This window comes from Methylobacterium sp. Leaf117, from assembly GCF_001422985.1.
GTDB lineage: Bacteria > Pseudomonadota > Alphaproteobacteria > Rhizobiales > Beijerinckiaceae > Methylobacterium.
Window position 1 is genome coordinate 125229 of the sequence record NZ_LMNL01000038.1, and the last position, 18683, is coordinate 143911.

Below are 18683 nucleotides of genomic sequence, written 5' to 3' on the forward strand. Positions count from 1 at the left end.
GTCCTCCGGGGCGGGGTGATGTCGGATCGTCCCGTCATCCGGCGCTCGGACGGGACGATCGCGCCGGGGCCCGGGCGTCACGCCGACGCGCCGCGCGCGGCCTTCCTTCGAACAGAGCCCGCACGTCGGCGTCGTCCAGGAAGCCGTGCGCGGCGAGGGCCCGCGTCATGCGGTCGAGGGCGGCGCGCTCCACCCTCATCAGATCCAGGGCCCGCTCGTAGGCGAAGCGCAGCCTGTCGCGAACGGGCCTGAGCAGCCAGGGCAGCCTGGTCAGGTCCACTCCGTCGCCCGAGCCGAGGCTTACGAGGGGATACTCGACCGAGAAGCCGTAGCGGCACTCCATCAGTGCCGCGGCTTGTGTGGCGGCGGAGAGATCGGCGGCGGCGCCGGCTGAAACGTCACCGAGGACCACTTCCTCGGCCGCGCGGCCGGCGAGGGTGACGACGAGCGAGAGGATGAAGGCCTCCTCGGTCGCACTTTCCGAGAAGTCGGAACAGCGGATCTCCGTCAGGCCGCCGCTGGCGCGTACGGAAAGCGCGATCGATTGCGCCGTGCCGAGTGCGAGGGCCGCCACCGCGTGGCCGGCCTCGTGGACCGAGGCGCGCAGGCGCATCGCCTCACCCAGGGGCGAGCTATCCCCGTCGATGCCCGCCTGCAGGTCCGAGAGCGTGAGGGTTCCCGGCGGCCTTCGGCGCGCGAGCCCGCGCGCGCGGCGGACGATCGCCGCGACGTCGGCTCCCGTCAGCCCCAGCGCCTGCCCGGCCAGCGGTCCGAGATCGATGCCGGGCAGGCTGTCCCCGAGATAGTGTCGGAAGATGCCCTTGAGCGCTGCGACGTCGGGCGGCGGGATGCGGATGTGCCGGTCGAGGCGGCCGGCGCGACGGATCGCGGGATCGACGCGCTCCGGATGGTTGGTCGTGCAGACGACGACGACGCCGTCGAGCGCCATGGCCCCCGAAAGGATCTCGAGCAGTGCGTTGACGACCTGGCTGCTGTAGTCCCGGTGACTCTGCGCGAAGGTCGAGCGGTCCCCGAAGGAATCGAGCTCGTCGATCAGTACGATGCAGGGCGCGCGCCGGGCCGCCTCGAAGAAGGCCCGCATCGCGGCCAGGGTGTGGCCGAGGTGGCCCTCGCGCGCCGCCTGCCACTGACCGAGGGATCCGGCGAGGACGGGCAACCCAGTGGTACGGCCCAGGGCGATGGCGAACTGGGTCTTGCCGCACCCGGGGGGCCCGCTGAGCAGCAGCGAGCTCTCGCAATCGGAAAAGGCGATCTCGCCGGCATTCCAGCGGACGAGGTCGGCCGCGAGGGCCAGACCCCATTCGCGCGCTTCGCCGTATCCGTGCAACTCGTAGAGGCCCGGTCCCGCATCGGGGCCGGAGCGCCGGGCGCCGAGGATGCATTCCAGGCGGTCGAGAGAACCGTCGGCCCCGCGGGACGGGTGGACGGACAGCCTGAGGTCGGCGATCTCGCAGACCTGCGCGAGCCGGACGTCGAGCTCGCGCCGCGGCCTGCAACCGACCACGGCCTCGATGGCGAGCGCGACAGCCGACGCGTCGAGATGTCTGGTCTCGATGTGGGCCTCGGCGGCGCGCACGAGATCGCGGGGCAAAAGACGCGACGGTTCGGGCGCGATGCCGACCACCGCATGCCCGGCCTGAACCGCCTCGCCGACCTCGTCGTTTCCCTTCTCGGGGCGCTGGGCTGTCGAGGTTCCGTCTCGCACGAACAGCAGGGCTTCACGCCGCTCCGCGGGTCCGTGGCCGGCCCTGTCGATGTCCCCGTCGCGGATACGGCAGGCCGAACCCAGGGCACAGACCTTCACGACCCGTTCGATCGGGTGGGTCCAGTCGGCGGAAGGTACCGCGATCGATACCACCGGGTTGTCCCGCCTCATGGCCCGGAGGACCCCCTCGCGGTCCTCCAACGCCCGCGCCAGCACGATCGCGGCGGCGGCGAGGTCGGGCCGCAAGGCCTGCAGGGGCCTTCCCGAAGGCGGTGCCGCCGGGTCGGAGGGCGCGCCGAGGATGGCATCCAACCCGTCGTCGAACATGTCGGGCGCGCGGCTGGCCTCCTGAGCGGCGTCCCGACGCAGGAGCTCGAGGAAGGCTCGGGCGAGGACGTCTGCCGGCGGGGCGTTGTCGGTCATGCGGAACTCCGTGCTGGGGGATCGCTCGAACTCGGTGGGACTAGCGGCGTCGAACGCGGGCCGGAGAGGCCGACGGCCGGAGGCGGCGTGGGTGGCGCGGGACACCACGGCTCCAGCAGTCGGCGAGGCGGGGCAGGGCGGGGTTGGTCGGATCGAACCTGCCGATCGTCCGCAAGGCGTGGGCGAGGATCACCGGCGCGGTCGCATCGCCCCGCATCGCCAGCACGACGAGGTTGCCGAGGACGAGGTCGGAGATGCGGTTCGCTTCCCGGAGGCCCCGAAGATGGTCGATGGCTATGGCGGTCGCCGCGGCGGCATCGCCCGCCCGCGCCCTGGGCCAGCGCCGCTCGTGGAGGATCTCAGTCACCGCGAGACGGCGCGCGAGACGGCCGACATCCGCCCGCGAGATGCGGGCGCGATCCGTGGTGCGCCAGAGCGTCAGGGGATCACGGAACCTCGGCGACGACCGGCGTCGGATCCGCAAGGGACGTTCGGGAGGGATCGGCCCGGGGTCGGGGACGAGGGGGGCGCGCATCTGGGTTCGCTCCGAAAGGAGGGCAGGGGGGAACGGCACACGGCGCGCCCGGACCGCGCCGTGGGGAGGACGTTCGGTCGCTCGCCACGACGAGCGGTCAGGCTTCGACGACGAGACCTGGATCAAACCCCGCGTTGCCGCGGGCGGGGTTCGTGAGCACCTGGGTGCCCTCGATCCGGTAGCGCACGCTGCCGGGCACGTTGCCGTGCACCCAGAGGGGAGGGGCGCCCCAGCCCTGCGCGATCTCCTCCAGGTTCGAGACCAGCGAGGCCGGCAGCCAATCGTCCAGCAGCCATCCCGGCCAGTCGTCGGGCAAGGAGTGCCTCGACGGTCCGTGGCAGCTCAGCACCACGCTTCGATCGCCTGGCCTCACCCCCGTTACGAGGGCCGCATCGGGCGCCGGGCAGCCGAGTGCCTGATGGGCGATCGACGACAGGACGTCCTCGACGTAGGCCCGCGAACGGGCGTGGACCCCGAGAGCGTCGAGGGGGGACCAAGGTCGACCTCGCCGCAGCGTGATCTGTCCAGCGTCCGGCCAGGACCGCCGGGCGGCGACCCGCGCCAAGCGGCCGCCGAAGCGCCCGTCGAGCGACCAATCGGTCCACAGCGTGGCTCCCACCACGTGGACGCCCGGCCCGTCGTCGGGCCCGATCCTCACCGTATCGTCGGAGAGGAGGTGGAAGCCGAGATCCGCCGCGAGGACGCGTCCCCGGGCGAGTGCCTCGACCAAGGGGACGTCGGACCAGAACTCGACGTTTCCCGGCACGAGGACGATGGGGCGCCGACCTTGCCGCCCCCCGAGTGCGTTCGAGAGCCAGCGTAGGGCTGTGTCGAGACCCGGGCGGATCCCGCCGGCGACGAGGAGGGCGTCGAAGGGAGGCAGCGGGTCGGGCAGCGCGAAGGCCGGATCGAGGTCGACGCGCAGGTCCGACAGGATCCACAGGCGCCGGGCGCGCACGATCCGCGGTGCCGCCAGGTGGTGCGGCGCCATCGGTCGCGAGGCGCCGCGCGAAAGCCTCACGGGCGGGAGTGGCGGGAGCGTGGCGGGTATGCGGCCGGAGGGATGCCGCGCCCCCGACCGGCCTGCTTGGCCCGCCACCGCGGAGGCGGCCGCCCCGATGCGACTCATTGCAACGCCGTCCGGTCGCCGCGCTCCCGCGCGCGCAGGACCCCTTCGACCGCGCGCTGAAGGCGACGAATGGATCCGCCCTTCCACCGTCTCGCCAGAGCTTCCCGCTCCACTGCGTCGGGCGGCGGCAGGAAACGTGGGTCCATCCCACGCTCCGCCGCCATGGCACGCATGAGGCCGGGCAGGAGGCCGTCGAGGTCGGACGCGGCGGGAGCGGGAAACCGGACGACCCGCATCCGGTCGAGCAACGCGCCCGGCATCCCCGCCGTATCGTTGGCGGTGCAGACGATGGAGACCCAGGATATGTCGAGGTCGGTCTGTAGGCAGGGATCCGGGAAGCGTGCCGCGTTCTCCGGCTCCAATGCCTGAAGCATCGAGTCCCATATTCGCCCATAGTCGGAGCGTGTCGGCGCCTTGTCGACCTCGTCGACGAGGAGGATGGGATTGGCTTGCGAGAACCGGGCGATGGCCATGAACGGCCTGCAGGGCTCCGAGGAGAACCAACGGCGCTCGGTTCCCCCGAAGGAGGCCCCGCCGTCGTTGGTGGCGTCGACGCGGAACACGCCCAGGCCCATGGCCTCGCCGAGACGGCGGACGAAGCGGGACTTGCCCGCGCCCGGCGGTCCCGCGACGACGAGGGGACCGCACTGCGCGTACGGCTTTCCGACGAAGGCCCCGAGCACGCTGTCGAGCGCGGCCTCGGCGTAGGGGAACTCTGGAAGGAGCTCGCGCCGCACTTCGGAGAGGTCACGCGTCGCGATCAGGGGAAGGGGCTTGCCGATGGCATGTCCGTAGCCGCGCGTGACCTCCTGGCCTTTGCCGGCGCCCGTGAGCGGGGTTCTCGTGCAGACGACGACATGGCCCGGGGGCACGGGTTCGTCCGCCGGTCCCGCCACTTCGCTACGAGGCTCCGGGACGGGTTCCGGTTCCCGCGGCGGCGACGCGCGGGAGGCCTGCGCGGCATGGGACACCGCGGAGCGCGCACGCTGGCGAGCCGTTGCCTGGCGCTCGATCTCCCCGGTTTCGGCCTGTCCGACGGAGCGGGCGAGCGCGGCCAGCGAGTCGTCGCCGTAGTACGGGAGCACCCGTCCGACGCTCAGCGCGGAGAGGCCGAGGGCGAGGACGTGGGCCTCCACCGAGAGCGTCGCGAACGCGAGGAGCATGGAGTTCTGGCGGGTTCCCGGGCGGGGCTCGCCCGAGGCGCGCGGAGCGAGGGTGAGCGCCGCGTTCAGGTTGTCGAGGTCCATGGCCCACGGATCGATGGGTTCGCCGAACTCGCGGTCGCCCGGGGGCAGCAGCGCGAGCCGCCGCAGCGTGGATTCGACCTCGGGAAGCCGGTCTATGGAGTTCCAAGCGCTGAGAGCGAGCCGCGAGGCCTCCAGTTGCACGGCGCCGGAAACGCCGAGCAGAAGGAGGGCGTCGGCGATCTCCCGGACGACCCCGTCGTCGAAGGCCGCGGCATGGGCGTCGAGCGCCTTGAGGCCGTCCGGTCCCGGATCGACTTCGCGGTCGGCTCGCGATTCGACCGCGATGCCGACCGCACGCAGCATCGCCACGATCCGGGATGACTTGCGGTTACCGTCGATCGGAGGCGCCGGCGGGGTCGCCCCGGATTGTGCCGCGAGCCACAGCTTCGCTGCCGAGCCGAGGTCTGAGCGGATCGCCGCGACGTCCCGCACCAATCCGGCGGCCACCGCGCCGTTGCGTCCGTCGGCGTCGAGGCCGGCGCGCAGAACCCGCGGGAAGTGGCGCAGCACCATGGAGCGAGCGAGATGGGTCGGAAGCTGTGCCATGATCGTCCTGGGATGAGGGGGCGGGAGCGCACGCGCTCGGGACGGTGGCCTGGGCTTAGGAGGGGATCTCGACGACGAGGCCGGGGTCGAATGCCCGGTTCTCCGTGCCGTAGCCCTTCGGGTTGCAGACGACGCGCGTGTCCCCGATCCGGTAATCGAACGACGTGTGGGTGTGCCCATGGACCCAGAGGTTCGGTCGGCAGGTCTCGATCAGGCCTTCGAGGCGCGAGACGTAACAGGGATTGAGGGACTTCCCCTCGAAGGCGGGGGCGATCGACCGCATGCTGGGGGCGTGGTGGGTCACCACGACCTTGGCTCGCGCAGCGTGCGTCGCGGCCGACGGGTCGGAGAGGGCGCGGGCCAGGAAGGCGGTGGAGGCCCGGTGGAGGCCATAGGCCTCCTCGGGCCGGAAGCGCTTCCACTCCGGCTTGCGCGTCCACGCGATGAGGCGGTGGTCGTTCATGCCGCGGCGAGCGTCCTCCATGGAGGACCGCATCAGTTCGTCGCCGTCCGCGCGATAGTCGGTCCAAAGGGTGCATCCGAAGAAGGCGACCCCGTCGATGTCGACGGTCCCGTCCTCCAGGAAGTCGACGCCCTGCAAGCGGGCCGCCTCCCGGCCCAGGGGGAGTTCCTCCAGGAAGGCGCGACGGTAGAACTCGTGGTTTCCGGCCACGAGGACGACGCGCATGTGCGGACGGATGGTGGCCGAAAGCCATCCAATGGTGTCCACGAGCCCCTGCCCGACATCACCGGCAACGACGGCGACGTCGGCGCGGGGAATCGCGACGGGGTTCCAGGGCGTGCCGACCTCGCGATGGAGGTCGGACAGGATCCAACAGCGCATGGAGTCTCCGTTGTTCGGGATTGTCGTCGGGGCCGACCGGGCGATGCGGGGCAAGGGCTCCCGCACGACATGATCGAGGCGAACGCGAGCCCCCGGCGGATCACCGTCGGGCCGTTCGGAGAAGGCCTCGCGGCCTGCTACTGAAGGAGATGCGCGGGCGGGCGCTCTCCAGCGGCCGAACCGAGTACGTAGTACCGGGAAAGGGTACGTGCCCACGTCGCGTTGTCGGTCGCCATGACCTGCGTGGTGACGACGAGCCGCCCGGTCGCGATGCTCGGATGTCCGCTCGCCACACCGCGCAGGACGGGCACGGGAACCGTTCCGACGGCCCAACCTTCGAGGACGGGAGCATCCGCGAGGATGTCCGCCGTCGGACGCTTGCCGCGATCCAGCGTTTCCAGGTCGTCGGCGAGTTCGCGAAGCCGCTCCGGGAACGAGCGGGAATCCCTGGCAGCGTCGTTCGAGAAGCCGTCACCCGAACCGATGGTCGCGAGCGAGGGATCGGCCGCGATGCGCCGCAACGTCGAAACGAGGGCCTGCGAGACCGCGAGGAGGCGCGCACCGATGACGCCGGTGCCGAGGTCCTCCCCTTCCAAGCGGCTGAGCACCGGCAGCGTGCCGGGGATCAGGCGGTTCGGCCGTCCGAGGTCCGACATCCGCGCCGCGAACCTGGATGCGGCCGGCTGCCCGCCGGAGCGCCGGCAACCGAGGTACCAAGCGGGCGGTGCACCGTCGTGGCAGGCGAAGGGATCGGGCCCAGCGGCTTCGCGCTCGTCGTCGGCATGAGGTCCGACCGTGACCACGAGCGCATCGACGAGCCGTCGCAGGGCCGGGTCGCTCCGGGCCGCGTGGGGTACGTTGAGCACGACGTCGTGGTCGTTCCGGCGCGCTTCGCGAACTACGTGGACGGCGTCGACGAGCATGTGCGTCCGAACGCTGGCGACGGCCGGCATCGCCGGTTCCGAGGCGGGTGTGAGGACCCGGATGTGCGAGACGGACGCGCCCGAGGCTCTGATGGCGCCCGAGACGAGGAGGGACGCATGGAGGGCGTCGGTTCGAGACCCGAGATCGGTGAAGGCGACGATCATGATGGACGGCCTCCGAGTGGCTTGGACACGCGCCCGCAGGCCGGCAAGGGGCCGGTGTGCGTGCGATCGCGATGCTATTTCGAGAGAAGTCGAATTATAGGATAGAGAGGGATGGCTGTCCATCTTTTCCGCACCGCTTTCCAACGCGCGGCAGGTCCTATGTCGATCGCTGTGGACAAGGGGCGATTCCGGAAGTGGCTGGCCGTCTCTCGACCCTCGTCGAGGGCACGACGAACGCCGCCCCCCTCGCACCCGTCTTCGGGTCGCGGCGTGTCCGTTGTGATCCTAGGAAATCGGCCCCGTGACACGCCATGCCGGGGTCGCCTGTGTCGCCGTTACGCCGAAGATGCGATCGCATCGCTCCGACGGGGGGACCTGCGCGGTACGTTCGGTCCGGCAGCCGGGGACGCCGACGCGCGATACGGGAGTCGTCTTCCCACGCATGATGATGCCTGGTGCGGACGGCCGCTCAGGCGCGCGATTCAGTCGAGGCCTCGGGCGGAAAGGCGTCCGCATGCTGCCCTGCCGCCTCGCTTCCTTCGAGGAGGAACGCGGTCAGACCACGGATGACCATGGCGTCGGCCCGGCAGATCAAGGTCGTGGAACGACGCTCCTGTGCCACGAGGCCGGCGGCGACCAGACGCTGCAGGTGATGCGACAGCGTGGAGGCTGACGCGACTCCAACCTGCTCCTGCAGCCGACGAACCGAGATCCCGGACCGACCTGCACGAACCACGTTGTGGAAAACAGTCAGCCGCGTGGCGCTACCGAGGGCGTCGAGTTGCTTCGCGGCCAATTCGATATCCATCGAATTATCTATCTTCCGTCCGGGATCGCCGTCAACTCGGATCGCGAAGGCCAAATTCGTCCGATCACCACTCGGAACGGCGTGCCGTCGAAGGAGAGCGGGTACGATTTGCCTGCGTCGAACCTTCCGAAAAAGCGAGCCGCATGGCCCGGCCCCGTAGCCACACGCATCCTGCCTCCGAAGGCTCAGACCGCGATTCTGGGCTGCCGACCATGGGACATCAGGTACGCATGGCCAAACAGAAGCGTCCGGGATGCGGCGGCCAGGGCTCAGGCATGGGGCGGCGCGCATCGACCCGGCCGTCGGACGCGATGCGCGGGGCGGCTCAGGAAATCGCCGGACGAAACAGACGGCGCCCGAAGGCGAACGCACCGGGAGGCCCCTCCGCCCGTCGCCTGATCGAGAACCGTCCCTTGTCGTCTGGACGTCGGCCGCGGGCAGCGTCAAACAGGCGCCCCCTTCCTCGCCTCGAGGGAGGATGCACCTCGCTGCATCAGCCCAGGGATAAGTCGCGACCGCGCGCTGCCGACACTGGCGCCTTTCGCGCAATCCGGGATCATGGTCGAACGCGGCCGATTCGGACACACGAGGAAGACACTCCTCGACGATCACCGCCGACCTCGCGTGCGTCCCGGCCTGCTTCCGCGTCGGGTTTGCACGCGTCACAAAAAATCACTCGACGTCACGATGCGGCAGGCCTCGCTGCAAGGTCACGCTCCACCAGATCCGCAGGATGTCAGGCGTCTCCGGGCCCCTCGTCGAGGAGGAAGGCGGCTCGCCTGCACGACCATCAGGTCACATGGCGCCCGAAACCACCGGCTATGCTTGAGCAAGGTCGTGGGGGCGATCCGTTGACGGTACCGCTGCTGCTCATCCGGGGCAGAGGCGACGGCGAACGTTGGGCCTGACGGCCCATCCGCCTTAAGCGCTCCTCATGGCGCGCATGCCTAATGCTCGGTCCCGCCGCGCGGACGGCCTTTCCGGGCCCGCGGGCGATCCGTCTCCGCGAACAGGGCCTCGCGCTCGAACTCAAGCGTCGCGAAGGCCCTGCGTAGGATGTCGCCGTTCTCGTCCGCCCCCAGCGTTGCGGGGGAAGGCATCGGAGGCTTGAGGGTGCCCTTATCCAGGTCGCGGTAGTAGGCAAGTATCAAACGGACGCCATGGAGGAGCATCTCCGTCCGGTCCTCCGGTTGTGGCCGCTGGTCAGTCCCATCCGACAGGAATGCGATCAGACGATCGTAATCCAGTGCGCCGGACTTCGCCACGAAGCTCGCCATGAGTCCGATGACGGCCACAACCGCCTCACGGGATTGCACCTCGCCGCCATCCACGATGGCACGGAGGTATGCGAGGTCGGCCTCCATCCGAGAGACACGTTGCGCCAGGGTCAGTCGCGTTTCCATGCCAACAATGTCCTCTTGCCTCTTATGCAGGCCATCCGCCGATCGTTTCCTCGGCGCCGAGCCGCGTCCCGACCGGTTGGCATGCCCCAGCCAAGTGTTCGCCGATTCGGGGCATCGAGCAAAATCCACCGTGGGGCAGCCAGCCGACCGAGCGCTCGCGCGTACCTTTGCGAGAGGATCCCCGGGGGCATCGCGCGTAGCCGGCTCGATCGGAGTTGCTGTCAAAGGGTTCGTTCTGCCCGGGGCGAGCGTGGAAATGGACGCCGCAGCAGTGACGCTCGGCGACGTCAACCGTCACACCATGTGCAGCCTGACCTGCCCAAGCCGGTGCTGAACACGGGTCGAGGTCCTCGGCCACTGGATGCCCGGGCCCAGGCGTTGCGGGTGCGGTCGAGCAAACATACGTCCGTACGAGTGGCGATGTCCGAGACCGTGAGCTTGAGCCTCGGCAAGCCGACCATCGATGTATCGGTTCAATCGACGGTCAAGCTCGCCGGAACCACGCGGCTCTGTCTGCTGGCCCTTGATCCGATTGCCATGGGAGCATTTCATCTGGAGAGCGCCGCACGGATCTCGGCACCCGAGTGCTCGTTCTATTCAAACTTCATCGGTCCGGTCGGTATCTAGTGGTCCAAGTCAGACACCTGGTACCCACCGCGAGGGGCGCTTCCAACGCCGTGCTATCCTTGACAGCAGCCGCGTAATTGAGCCGATGGCAGCTATGGAGCCACGCATCAGTCTCGTGACCCTGGGTGTCACCGATCTCGTTCGCGCCACGACCTTCTACGAAGGGTTGGGATGGCACAGGAAGGTTATCGCGGCCGAAGGCGTCGCCTTCTTCCAACTCAACGGCATCGGCCTTTCGCTGTATCCCCGTGCCGACTTGGCCGCCGATGCCGGGGTTGCCTTGCAAACCGCACCGTCACAGGGCCTGACCTTGGCCTACAATACGCGAAACCGAGACGAGGTGGACACCGTGCTCTCCCAGGCGGAGGCGCTGGGGGGACGCGTCACGTGCCCCGCACGGGAATCGGTCTGGGGCGGCTATCATGGCCACTTTGCCGATCCCGATGGCTTCCTGTGGGAGGTCGCATGGAACCCGGGCTTTGCCCTCGCGGCCGATGGCGGTCTCAGCCTACCGCAATAGCGGCTTGGGTGTGTCGCTGCCGATGCAGGTTCATCACCCCAAGCCGACCTCACGAGTGGGTACCAAGTGCCAGATTTTGTCCACTAGGCTGAGAACGCATCCGTCGCGACAGTGCTCTCCACCTGCTCCGCCGGGTCCTACTCCGGTACGGGCGCGAATTTCACGCCGCCGGCCACCGGCTGCCCCGCACCGCGCCCCCCTGGGCGACCGTAAGCGCCCCGCCGCCGGGCCCCGCGTCATCCCGTCGGCCGGACTCGACCCCCTTCTGTCCCGGCTCGCGCTCGACGACCCACGCTACGGCAAGAACGTGGTCAGCATGCGCGCGACACTGAAGCCGGGCACCTATTGCGAAGGCCTGCATGTCACGCGGGGCGCCCAGGTCACGCTGGATCCCAGCGTCTATGTCATGAAGGACGGCCTCCTTGCAGTGGACGTCGCCGAACCCGACTGTGCCCGAAAGGGGGCGATCAGCCTACACCCGGTCCGCTACGATGTCGTTCCCGGCACGCGGGTCGAGCGCGAGTTCAGATGGCCTAGGCTGGCGGCGAGGGCCGCCGTCGAGTCGGAGACCGCACCGGAAACGATGTTGAAATTCCGTCCCCTCAGTGCATCGGAGAGGTCGGCGAGCGCGGCTTCGAGCTGACGCGTGAGGACGTGCTCGCCGAGGCTCGACAGTGCACGTCGGGAAACTTCGGCCAGCCGTTCGGCGGTGGGCTGGCTGACGTGGCGCAGCAGGATGGCGAGGGTCGTGACAGCTTCGGATAGGGTCTGGGACTGCATCGATTCGGAGGCGGCCACGATAACGGCTTCCAGGGCATCGGTGGCTACGGTCGGCGTAGCGTCATGGTAGACGATGCAGGACATCGCATCCTCGCTCGTCCCGGTCTCGCCATCGCTCCACTGCGAGATGATGTCCCGCAGCGCCTGGATGACCGAGATGCCGGGACTCGGATTGGACTTCGACGTTGAAACCGACGTCCAGGCGATGGTCGCGAGTTGATAAAGGCCGTACGCGGCATCTCGCTCCAGGTTGCGCCCGTCGTCGTAGTCGAGCGCAGCAAGCGTCTCATCGACGATGAACCTGCGTGCGTCTGAGCCCAAGGTGACGCCGGGCAAGCACCGGACCCTGAACACGGGGTCCTGGACGGCGCGATACGATCCAATCGCGATGTCGATGTCGATCTCGACCTCACCCTTCGCATGACGCTCGACGGCCTTCGCGATGCGAGCCAGGTCGATCCCAACGACGTATCCGCTTTCCCGGGACCGCACGGACGCGACGACGGTCCAACCCGGCCGGCAGGCCCTACGTGTCGCCCCGAGCAGGCGGAGGTCCTCCGTGCGGGCTTCGAGCACCCTGCCGTGGATGAACTGGATGATCTGCTCAGGTCGCATCTGGTCGATGGTGTTGTAGATCATCACGATGATGAGGCAGAGGGCCGAGGTCGTGAGCAGCAGGGCCAAAGTCGTTCCGAACACGGGTCGATGAAAGCCGGTGTTGGTGACGAGCGTCATCAGCACGAATACGGATAGGCCGACGAAGTAGCCGAAGTACAGCTGGTTAGTGCGCCGCGCCATGAACTGGTCGGTCACCTGCGCCGTCAGGGCTGCGGATCCTTGCTGAACCGCGATCAGCAGGAGCGAGAAGGTGATCGACGTGACCGTGATGATGCTCGATGCCACGGTCGTCAGAAGGCTGCCGAGCCCGGCACTGTCTCCCAGAAGGTCCCCGAGCCAACGGAAGCCGGCCGGCGCCTCGCCTCCGGACCAGGATCGGTCTGCGAGATAGACCACGGCGTTCAGCCCGACGAACCCGAGCACGGTGGCGAGGGGCAAGGCGAGGAATTGCCGGAACGACCGCTTGACGGCATTCAGGAAGCGCCGTGGGACCGACTTGATGGTTTTCATGTTCGAATGAGCGCCACCGGTTCGTGTCGAAAACGTCGAGAAGGAACGCATGACCACCGAGAGGATGTTCACGCGTCTAAGCTTTTTGGGGACATGAACCGGTGGTGGCCCATCGTGCAACTACCCGCATCTGTCGACGTGTCCTTGCGCTACCGCGCCAAACCACATCGTCGGGGCAGTTCACCCCTTGGATTTCCTCGTTGCGCAGTGGGGAGGCCGGCGGCGCACTTGGCGCTTGGGGTCACCTACCGGTCAAGGCCGACGCGTGCCGAGACGAGAAACGCCAAGTCCCAGACGATCGTGCCACCAACCACGCGATGCTCTTCCCGGAGGCGCTCCGCCAGCGTGTCGAGGCCCACCTCCTGCGCGCTAGCCACGCCGCGCTCGACCATGCGGGGAAGCATCGCTTGGGCAAGCGTCGGTAGGAAGGATGGCTCGCCGGCCTGGAGGAGTATCCCCTCGCTTCGCGCCACCTCAATGCCATGCCCCGCACTGAGCATGAGGTCCGCTAGACGCAGCGCGAGCCCGGTATCGCCTTCCTCCGCCGCGACCGTATCCCACAACAGATCGTAGAGCCGGCGATGGAGCGGCAACCCGCCGAGCCCGGCGGGAAGTCCGGCACGCCCGTGTTCCTGGAACGCCATGATCGCCCCGGGTGCCGCGAGGGCGGCGAGACGCGCGAGGGTCGCGCTGGCGTCTGGCAGGTACATGAGAACGCGACGCCCGATGACCGCATCAAAGCGACCCAGTTTGGGCAGCGCACCCGCGAGGTCCGCTTGCTGGTAGCGAATGGGTGCCGCCTTCGGACCTGCTTCTGCCGAGCGGCCCATCGCCATTGCCTCCGGGCTTCGGTCGATGGCGACGACCTCGCCGTCCGGTCCCACCATTCGGGCCACGAGGCGGCTGAGGTCCCCGTTTCCGCACCCGACGTCGAGCACGCGCATGCCGGAGGCGATGCCGATCTCGGCGAAGAACCGGCCACTCGGCGCGTTGGCGGGGTTGGGTGCTGCCTGTTGGATTGCCAGCGGCGTTTCGAGGAGGGTATCGGGCGAGGCGGTATACGACATGGCGTTGTTAGTAGGATCGAAGGGCTTCTCCACCAAGTCGCCCACCCCACGCAGTCCTCGGTCGCGAAACCTTTCCATCGCAGCGATTCTCATCTCCCGGTTCCCGAAACCGAGCGGGCACGAAACAACCCTTCCCGAACGTTCGGGGGATCGCCGCGCGTGATAGCATCCGGCATGGACGCTTTCTCGGACCCCCAGGCCGTCGCCCGCTACGCGGAAAACCCGCCGCGCATGGTCCCCGGCTACGCTGACATGCAGCGCATGGCGAGGCTTCTCCTCGCTGAGCGCGCCCCGGATGATGCCAAGGTGCTGGTTCTGGGTGCGGGGGGCGGCCTCGAACTCAAGGTGTTCGCCGAGGGCCGACCAGGATGGTCGTTCGTCGGGGTCGACCCGTCCGCGGCCATGCTCGACTTGGCCCGTAGGACAATGGGCGACCTCGCGGACCGTGCGCACCTTCATGAGGGACTGATCGACGACGCGCCACAGGGGCCGTTCGACGGGGCAACCTGCATCCTGACCCTCCACTTCATCGAGCGTCGGGAGCGGTCCCGCACGCTTCGGGAGGTTCGTAGGCGCCTGAAGCCGGGCGCGCCCTTCGTGGTCGCTCACTTCAGCATCCCGGAGGGGGAACGGCACCTCTGGCTTGCGCGGTATGCGGCCTTCGCCACGGACTCCGGCATCGAACGCGCCCGGGCCGAGAGTGCCAGGACAGGCATCGAGGAACGCTTGCCGATTCTCTCGCCCGACGAGGACGAGCGGCTTTTGCGGGAGGCCGGGTTCACCGGGGTCAGCCTCTTCTACGCCGGGTTCGCGTTCCGCGGCTGGGTCGCCTCGGCCTGACATCCAAGTCCGCCCGTGCGAGGGGCCGACCTGGACGGCCGGCGAACTTGGATGGGCGTCCGCCGAGATCCCCGCGAAGTTGAAAAGGCAACTTGGAACGAGAAAGGCGCGGCCTTTAGGGCCACGCCAATCGACTTGGGTCTGGGCTATCAGGGTGCCATGGCAAGGCCCATGGGCCCGCGGCACCATCGTGCCACTACATAGCGAGCAAGCGCTTCATGAGGTGGCACCTGGGTCGGCACAAAGGGTCGAAGTGGATGACGAACAAGCGAACGGGACGGTCGAGGGGCACGTCCTCCCGAGGATGAGGAAGGCAGCCTGCCCTGCGTGACGAGTGGTGCTCACGACGACCTGCGCACGACGCTGACGCACATGGATCAGGGCCTAATCGTGTTCGGCCCCGACCAGCGTGTCCGCCTGCTCAATCCACGGGTTCGCGAGCTTCTTGCAATGCCTGAGGCGGTGCTGCGCGAGACGGCAACCTTCGAGGACATCCGCGCCTTTCAGCAGGCGCGCGGCGACTTCCTGCGGCCTTCCGGCGAGATCGACCCACACGTCCAGGTCAGCGGGCTCCACGACCTGCCCCGCGTCTTTGAATGGCCCAGCCTCGATGGAGGCATTCTCGAGGTTCTGCGGGCCGATCTGCCGGACGGCAGCGTCCTGTTCACCTGCTCGGACATCACCCAGCGCCGGGCCTCGGAGGCGGCCGTTCAGGACAGCGAGCGCCGCTACCGTCTGCTTGCGGAGAACGCGACCGATATCATCGTGTGGTGCGATCTCGACACCACGCGGCGCTACGTTTCGCCCGCCATGACGTCGGTTCTGGGCTACGACGCGGAGAAGCTCGTCGGCACGCGTCCGATGGACTACGTGCATCCGGAGGACGCGCCGGCCTACCAGGCTGTCCTCGACGACCTGACGCGAGGAAAGACGGATCGCGCGCTGACGCGCCTGCGCTACCGACACCGGAACGGCGCGTGGGTGTGGCTGGAGAACTCCTTCAACCTCATGCGCGATGCCGAGACCGGCGCGCCGACCGGCTACGTCGCGACACTGCGCGACATCACCGCCAGCAAGGGCATGGAGGACGCCCTTCACCAGAGCGAGGAGCGGCTGGCGCTTGCCCTCGACAGCGGCTCGGAGGGACTCTGGGATTGGGACATCGCCACCGGCCAGACGTGGTTCTCGGACCATTGGTACGCGATGCTGGGCTACGCCAGCGGCGAGTTGGATCGCGATCTTTCATCGTGGATGCGCTTGGCACATCCGGAGGACACCGAGCGGGCCACGACAGCCATGTCCCGGCATCTCGATGGACTGACGCCTGCCTATGAATGCGAGTTCCGGCTCCTGAGGAAGGACGGCGCGTACGCCTGGGTGCTCGTGCGCGGCAAGGTCGTCGGCCGGACCTCAGAGGGTCGGGCGGTACGCATCGTCGGCACGCAGATCGACATCAGCGCGCGCAAGCGCGCCGAGTTGGCCCTTGCGGAGAGTGAGGCTCGCTACCGTGCCCTGTCGGACGCGCTGCCGCAGATGGTGTGGGTCATGCGCCCGGAGGACGGTCGTGCCAGCTACACCAACCAGCCGTTCCAGACCTATTACGGCTCGGCCGGCGTGACCCGCCAGGAGCGCCTGGACCATAACCATCCGGACGACGCCGAGCGGATGGAGATGGCCTGGCGGGATGCGCTCGCCCGAGGCGGTACGTTCGAAGTCGAAGGCCGCCTGCGACGCCACGACGGGGCCTACCGCTGGCACAAGCTCATGATGCTCCCGATCCACCAGCGTGAAGGCATCTCGGGCTGGATCGGAACGGCGCTCGACATCCACGACAGCGTCGAGGCGCGGCACAAGCTCGAGGAAACCGCCGATTTCCTGCGCCTCGCGCAAGACGCTGCGGGCGCGGGCATCTGGGACTGGAATCTCCGGACGGGCCTCGTCCGTTACCCGCTCCCGAGTGCCCGTATGCTCGGCCTGACGGTGCCGAACGGCTTGGGCGAGGATGACGCCGTCGAGGTCAGCATCGAGGACTGGAAGGCGCTGGTCCATCCGCAGGGAGTCGACGCAGTCCGCGCGGGGGTCGAACAAGCGGTCGCGGCCCGATCAACCTACGCCTCCGAGTTCCGGCTTCTGTCCGATGGGGCCGATGGGTCGGAGCGTTGGCTCCTTGGCTTCGGCCGCGTGGTGTTCGACACGGCGACCGGCGAGGCCACGCGCATCGTCGGCCTCAACCTCGACATCAGCGATCGCAAGCGCGCGGAGCAGCAACTGGCGCACCTTGCCCGTCACGATACGCTGACGAACCTGCCCAACCGCGCCCTGTTCCGGGAGCGGTTCGAGCAGAAGCTGGCGGAGGTTCGCCGCGAGGGCAAGAAGCTCGCCCTGTTCTGCCTCGACCTGGATCGCTTCAAGCAGGTCAACGACACCCTCGGCCATCCCGCGGGCGACGCGCTGCTCATCGAGGTGGCCAAGCGCCTGAAGTCGGCCCTTCGCACGGAGGATACGCTGGCGCGCCTAGGCGGCGACGAGTTCGTCATCCTGCAGACCGGGGTTCATGGCGGGGACGATGCGGCCGTGCTGGCGAACCGGTTGATTACGGCGGTGGGGCGCCCCTTCCTGTTCGAGGGGCACGCGATCACGGTGGGCCTGAGCGTCGGCATCGCGTTGATCCCGGAACACGGCCTCGACCAGGACGCGGTGTTCAAGCGTGCGGATGCTGCGCTGTACAAGGCCAAGGCGTCGGGTCGGAACACGTCCCGCGTTCATCGCAAGATCGAACACGAGGCCGCGTGAGCGTCCAGCGTTGTCCGGGCGCCGCCCCCTGTCCAGGTCGGGCGGGTTTAAAGGACTACTATGTCCTTGATCCTGCCGGTTTGCCCCACAGTACGATTGCAAATCGGTAGAATTCAGAAATTTCCATCCCGGCGAAGACTATATTCGAGCCGGCAAATGTGACGGATCGCTAACGATCATGCCGAACGCCTTGCGCCGAACGGTCCATGGAGCTCGACAACAACGGCGACAACTCCTATAATTCGATTGTTCCCGAAGTTTGGAATGAAAGTCGCAAGGGGGGTTCGAATGCTGCGTGTCGGTGTGTTTTCGGATGATCTCGGTGGGCCGATGGCCGCCATCCTCATCGCGCTGGGGCTCGCCGAAGGCGGCGATCCGGTTACGCTGGCCGCGCCGGCGCTTCCTGCCGACCGGCGACGGAGCGACGCCGATGCGTCGTCGGTCCGTATGGTGACCCTCGAGGAGGGAAGGGAGGCAGAACGGCTCGGCGGGCGGGACCTCGCCGAGAGCGACCTGGTCGTTTCGCTCGGGCTCGCGTCCCTGGGCGATGTCACCCTCACCTCCGGCCTCGATGTCAGCGTCGTCGTGGGCAAGGGACATCCCGCCGCGTCGAGGGCCTTGCGCGCGGCTCGTTGCGAGCCGTCCCGTGGGACCGGCGTCCCCTGGTTCGTCCCCTTCGCCACTCAGTCCGTGCTCCGCACGGAAGCCACCCTGCTGCAGAGCAGCATCCCCCTCCCTTACTGCACGCGCGTGCTTCCGACGACGCTACCCCGCCTGGACGCCATGCGGGAGGATCGCTTGTTGGGGGGCGAAACCCTGGAGGAGGCACGGCGTACCGGGATTATTCTCGCGGCCCTGTCTACCACGGCAGCCGCGATGCCCGCGGCGACGCGCATCGGGGCGGGGGACCTCACCCGCCTCATGGAGGCGCGGGCGACCGCGGGCGAGAGGCACGTGGCAGCGCGCCTGCTTCGGTTGGCGAACGCATACGAGCGGATCGAACCGCTCGCGGCGACGCGGGTGGCAACTCCCCCGAGGCCGACCGAGAGGCGGCTGAATGCCCGGCGCTGGTACCCCGCACGTGCCGTGGTGAGCCCGAATGCGGATCGCCCCGCCGCGACCTGGCTGCGCAAGCCCTGCTGAGGTCCTCCTCGATCCAAAGGCGGCTGCGGCCGCGTC

15 protein-coding genes are annotated in these 18683 nt (G+C 68.5%); 5 read left to right on the plus strand and 10 right to left on the minus strand.

Annotated features, from left to right (window positions below; all coding sequences use genetic code 11):
- Positions 1 to 34 precede the first annotated feature (34 nt).
- From ASF57_RS22635 to ASF57_RS22670, 8 genes are all read right to left on the minus strand, one after another.
- Positions 35 to 2149 carry an AAA family ATPase gene (locus ASF57_RS22635; protein ID WP_056487821.1) on the minus strand — a complete coding sequence of 705 codons (2115 nt, stop codon included), beginning with the start codon at positions 2147 to 2149 and terminating at the stop codon, positions 35 to 37.
- 40 nt (positions 2150 to 2189) lie between these two features.
- The gene (locus ASF57_RS22640; protein ID WP_156376287.1) at positions 2190 to 2684 is read right to left on the minus strand and encodes a hypothetical protein; all 495 of its coding nucleotides are present in this window, start codon (positions 2682 to 2684) and stop codon (positions 2190 to 2192) included.
- Between the two features lie 97 nt (positions 2685 to 2781).
- Positions 2782 to 3675, minus strand: a complete 894-nt coding sequence (locus tag ASF57_RS22645) for a metallophosphoesterase (RefSeq protein WP_244477073.1) — start codon at positions 3673 to 3675, stop codon at positions 2782 to 2784.
- A 134-nt stretch (positions 3676 to 3809) separates the two neighbouring features.
- Positions 3810 to 5606: an AAA family ATPase gene (locus ASF57_RS27110; RefSeq protein WP_244477074.1), complete on the minus strand. Its 1797-nt coding sequence runs from the start codon at positions 5604 to 5606 to the stop codon at positions 3810 to 3812.
- Positions 5607 to 5661: 55 nt separating this feature from the next.
- Positions 5662 to 6450 carry a metallophosphoesterase gene (locus ASF57_RS22655; protein ID WP_056487827.1) on the minus strand — a complete coding sequence of 263 codons (789 nt, stop codon included), beginning with the start codon at positions 6448 to 6450 and terminating at the stop codon, positions 5662 to 5664.
- Between the two features lie 137 nt (positions 6451 to 6587).
- A complete protein-coding gene (locus tag ASF57_RS22660; protein ID WP_056487831.1) occupies positions 6588 to 7538 on the minus strand; it encodes a hypothetical protein in 951 nt (316 codons plus the stop codon).
- Positions 7539 to 8007: 469 nt separating this feature from the next.
- Positions 8008 to 8346, minus strand: a complete 339-nt coding sequence (locus ASF57_RS22665) for a helix-turn-helix domain-containing protein (protein ID WP_056487835.1) — start codon at positions 8344 to 8346, stop codon at positions 8008 to 8010.
- 947 nt (positions 8347 to 9293) lie between these two features.
- Complete coding sequence (locus tag ASF57_RS22670; protein ID WP_056487838.1) at positions 9294 to 9749, minus strand: hypothetical protein; 456 nt, start codon at positions 9747 to 9749, stop codon at positions 9294 to 9296.
- Between the two features lie 420 nt (positions 9750 to 10169).
- Between ASF57_RS22670 and ASF57_RS22675 the strand changes: the two genes are divergently transcribed.
- Together ASF57_RS22675 and ASF57_RS22680 are read left to right on the plus strand one after the other, a co-directional pair.
- Complete coding sequence (locus ASF57_RS22675; RefSeq protein WP_156376288.1) at positions 10170 to 10376, plus strand: hypothetical protein; 207 nt, start codon at positions 10170 to 10172, stop codon at positions 10374 to 10376.
- A gap of 115 nt (positions 10377 to 10491) precedes the next feature.
- On the plus strand, positions 10492 to 10896 hold the full coding sequence (locus ASF57_RS22680; protein WP_348528157.1) for a VOC family protein: 405 nt from the start codon (positions 10492 to 10494) through the stop codon (positions 10894 to 10896).
- 486 nt (positions 10897 to 11382) lie between these two features.
- Here ASF57_RS22680 and ASF57_RS22690 read toward each other — a convergent pair whose 3' ends face one another.
- Together ASF57_RS22690 and ASF57_RS22695 are read right to left on the minus strand one after the other, a co-directional pair.
- Positions 11383 to 12804: a DUF2254 family protein gene (locus ASF57_RS22690; RefSeq protein ID WP_162241587.1), complete on the minus strand. Its 1422-nt coding sequence runs from the start codon at positions 12802 to 12804 to the stop codon at positions 11383 to 11385.
- Between the two features lie 245 nt (positions 12805 to 13049).
- Positions 13050 to 13904, minus strand: coding sequence for a methyltransferase domain-containing protein (locus ASF57_RS22695; RefSeq protein WP_244477081.1), 855 nt, complete (start codon positions 13902 to 13904; stop codon positions 13050 to 13052).
- Positions 13905 to 14045: 141 nt separating this feature from the next.
- Here ASF57_RS22695 and ASF57_RS22700 point away from each other — a divergent pair, with 141 nt between their 5' ends.
- From ASF57_RS22700 to ASF57_RS22710, 3 genes are all read left to right on the plus strand, one after another.
- The gene (locus ASF57_RS22700) at positions 14046 to 14711 is read left to right on the plus strand and encodes a class I SAM-dependent methyltransferase (RefSeq protein ID WP_056487859.1); all 666 of its coding nucleotides are present in this window, start codon (positions 14046 to 14048) and stop codon (positions 14709 to 14711) included.
- 327 nt (positions 14712 to 15038) lie between these two features.
- Positions 15039 to 17504: a PAS domain-containing protein gene (locus ASF57_RS22705; protein WP_156376289.1), complete on the plus strand. Its 2466-nt coding sequence runs from the start codon at positions 15039 to 15041 to the stop codon at positions 17502 to 17504.
- 330 nt (positions 17505 to 17834) lie between these two features.
- Positions 17835 to 18647: a hypothetical protein gene (locus ASF57_RS22710; RefSeq protein WP_056487865.1), complete on the plus strand. Its 813-nt coding sequence runs from the start codon at positions 17835 to 17837 to the stop codon at positions 18645 to 18647.
- Positions 18648 to 18683: the final 36 nt, after the last annotated feature.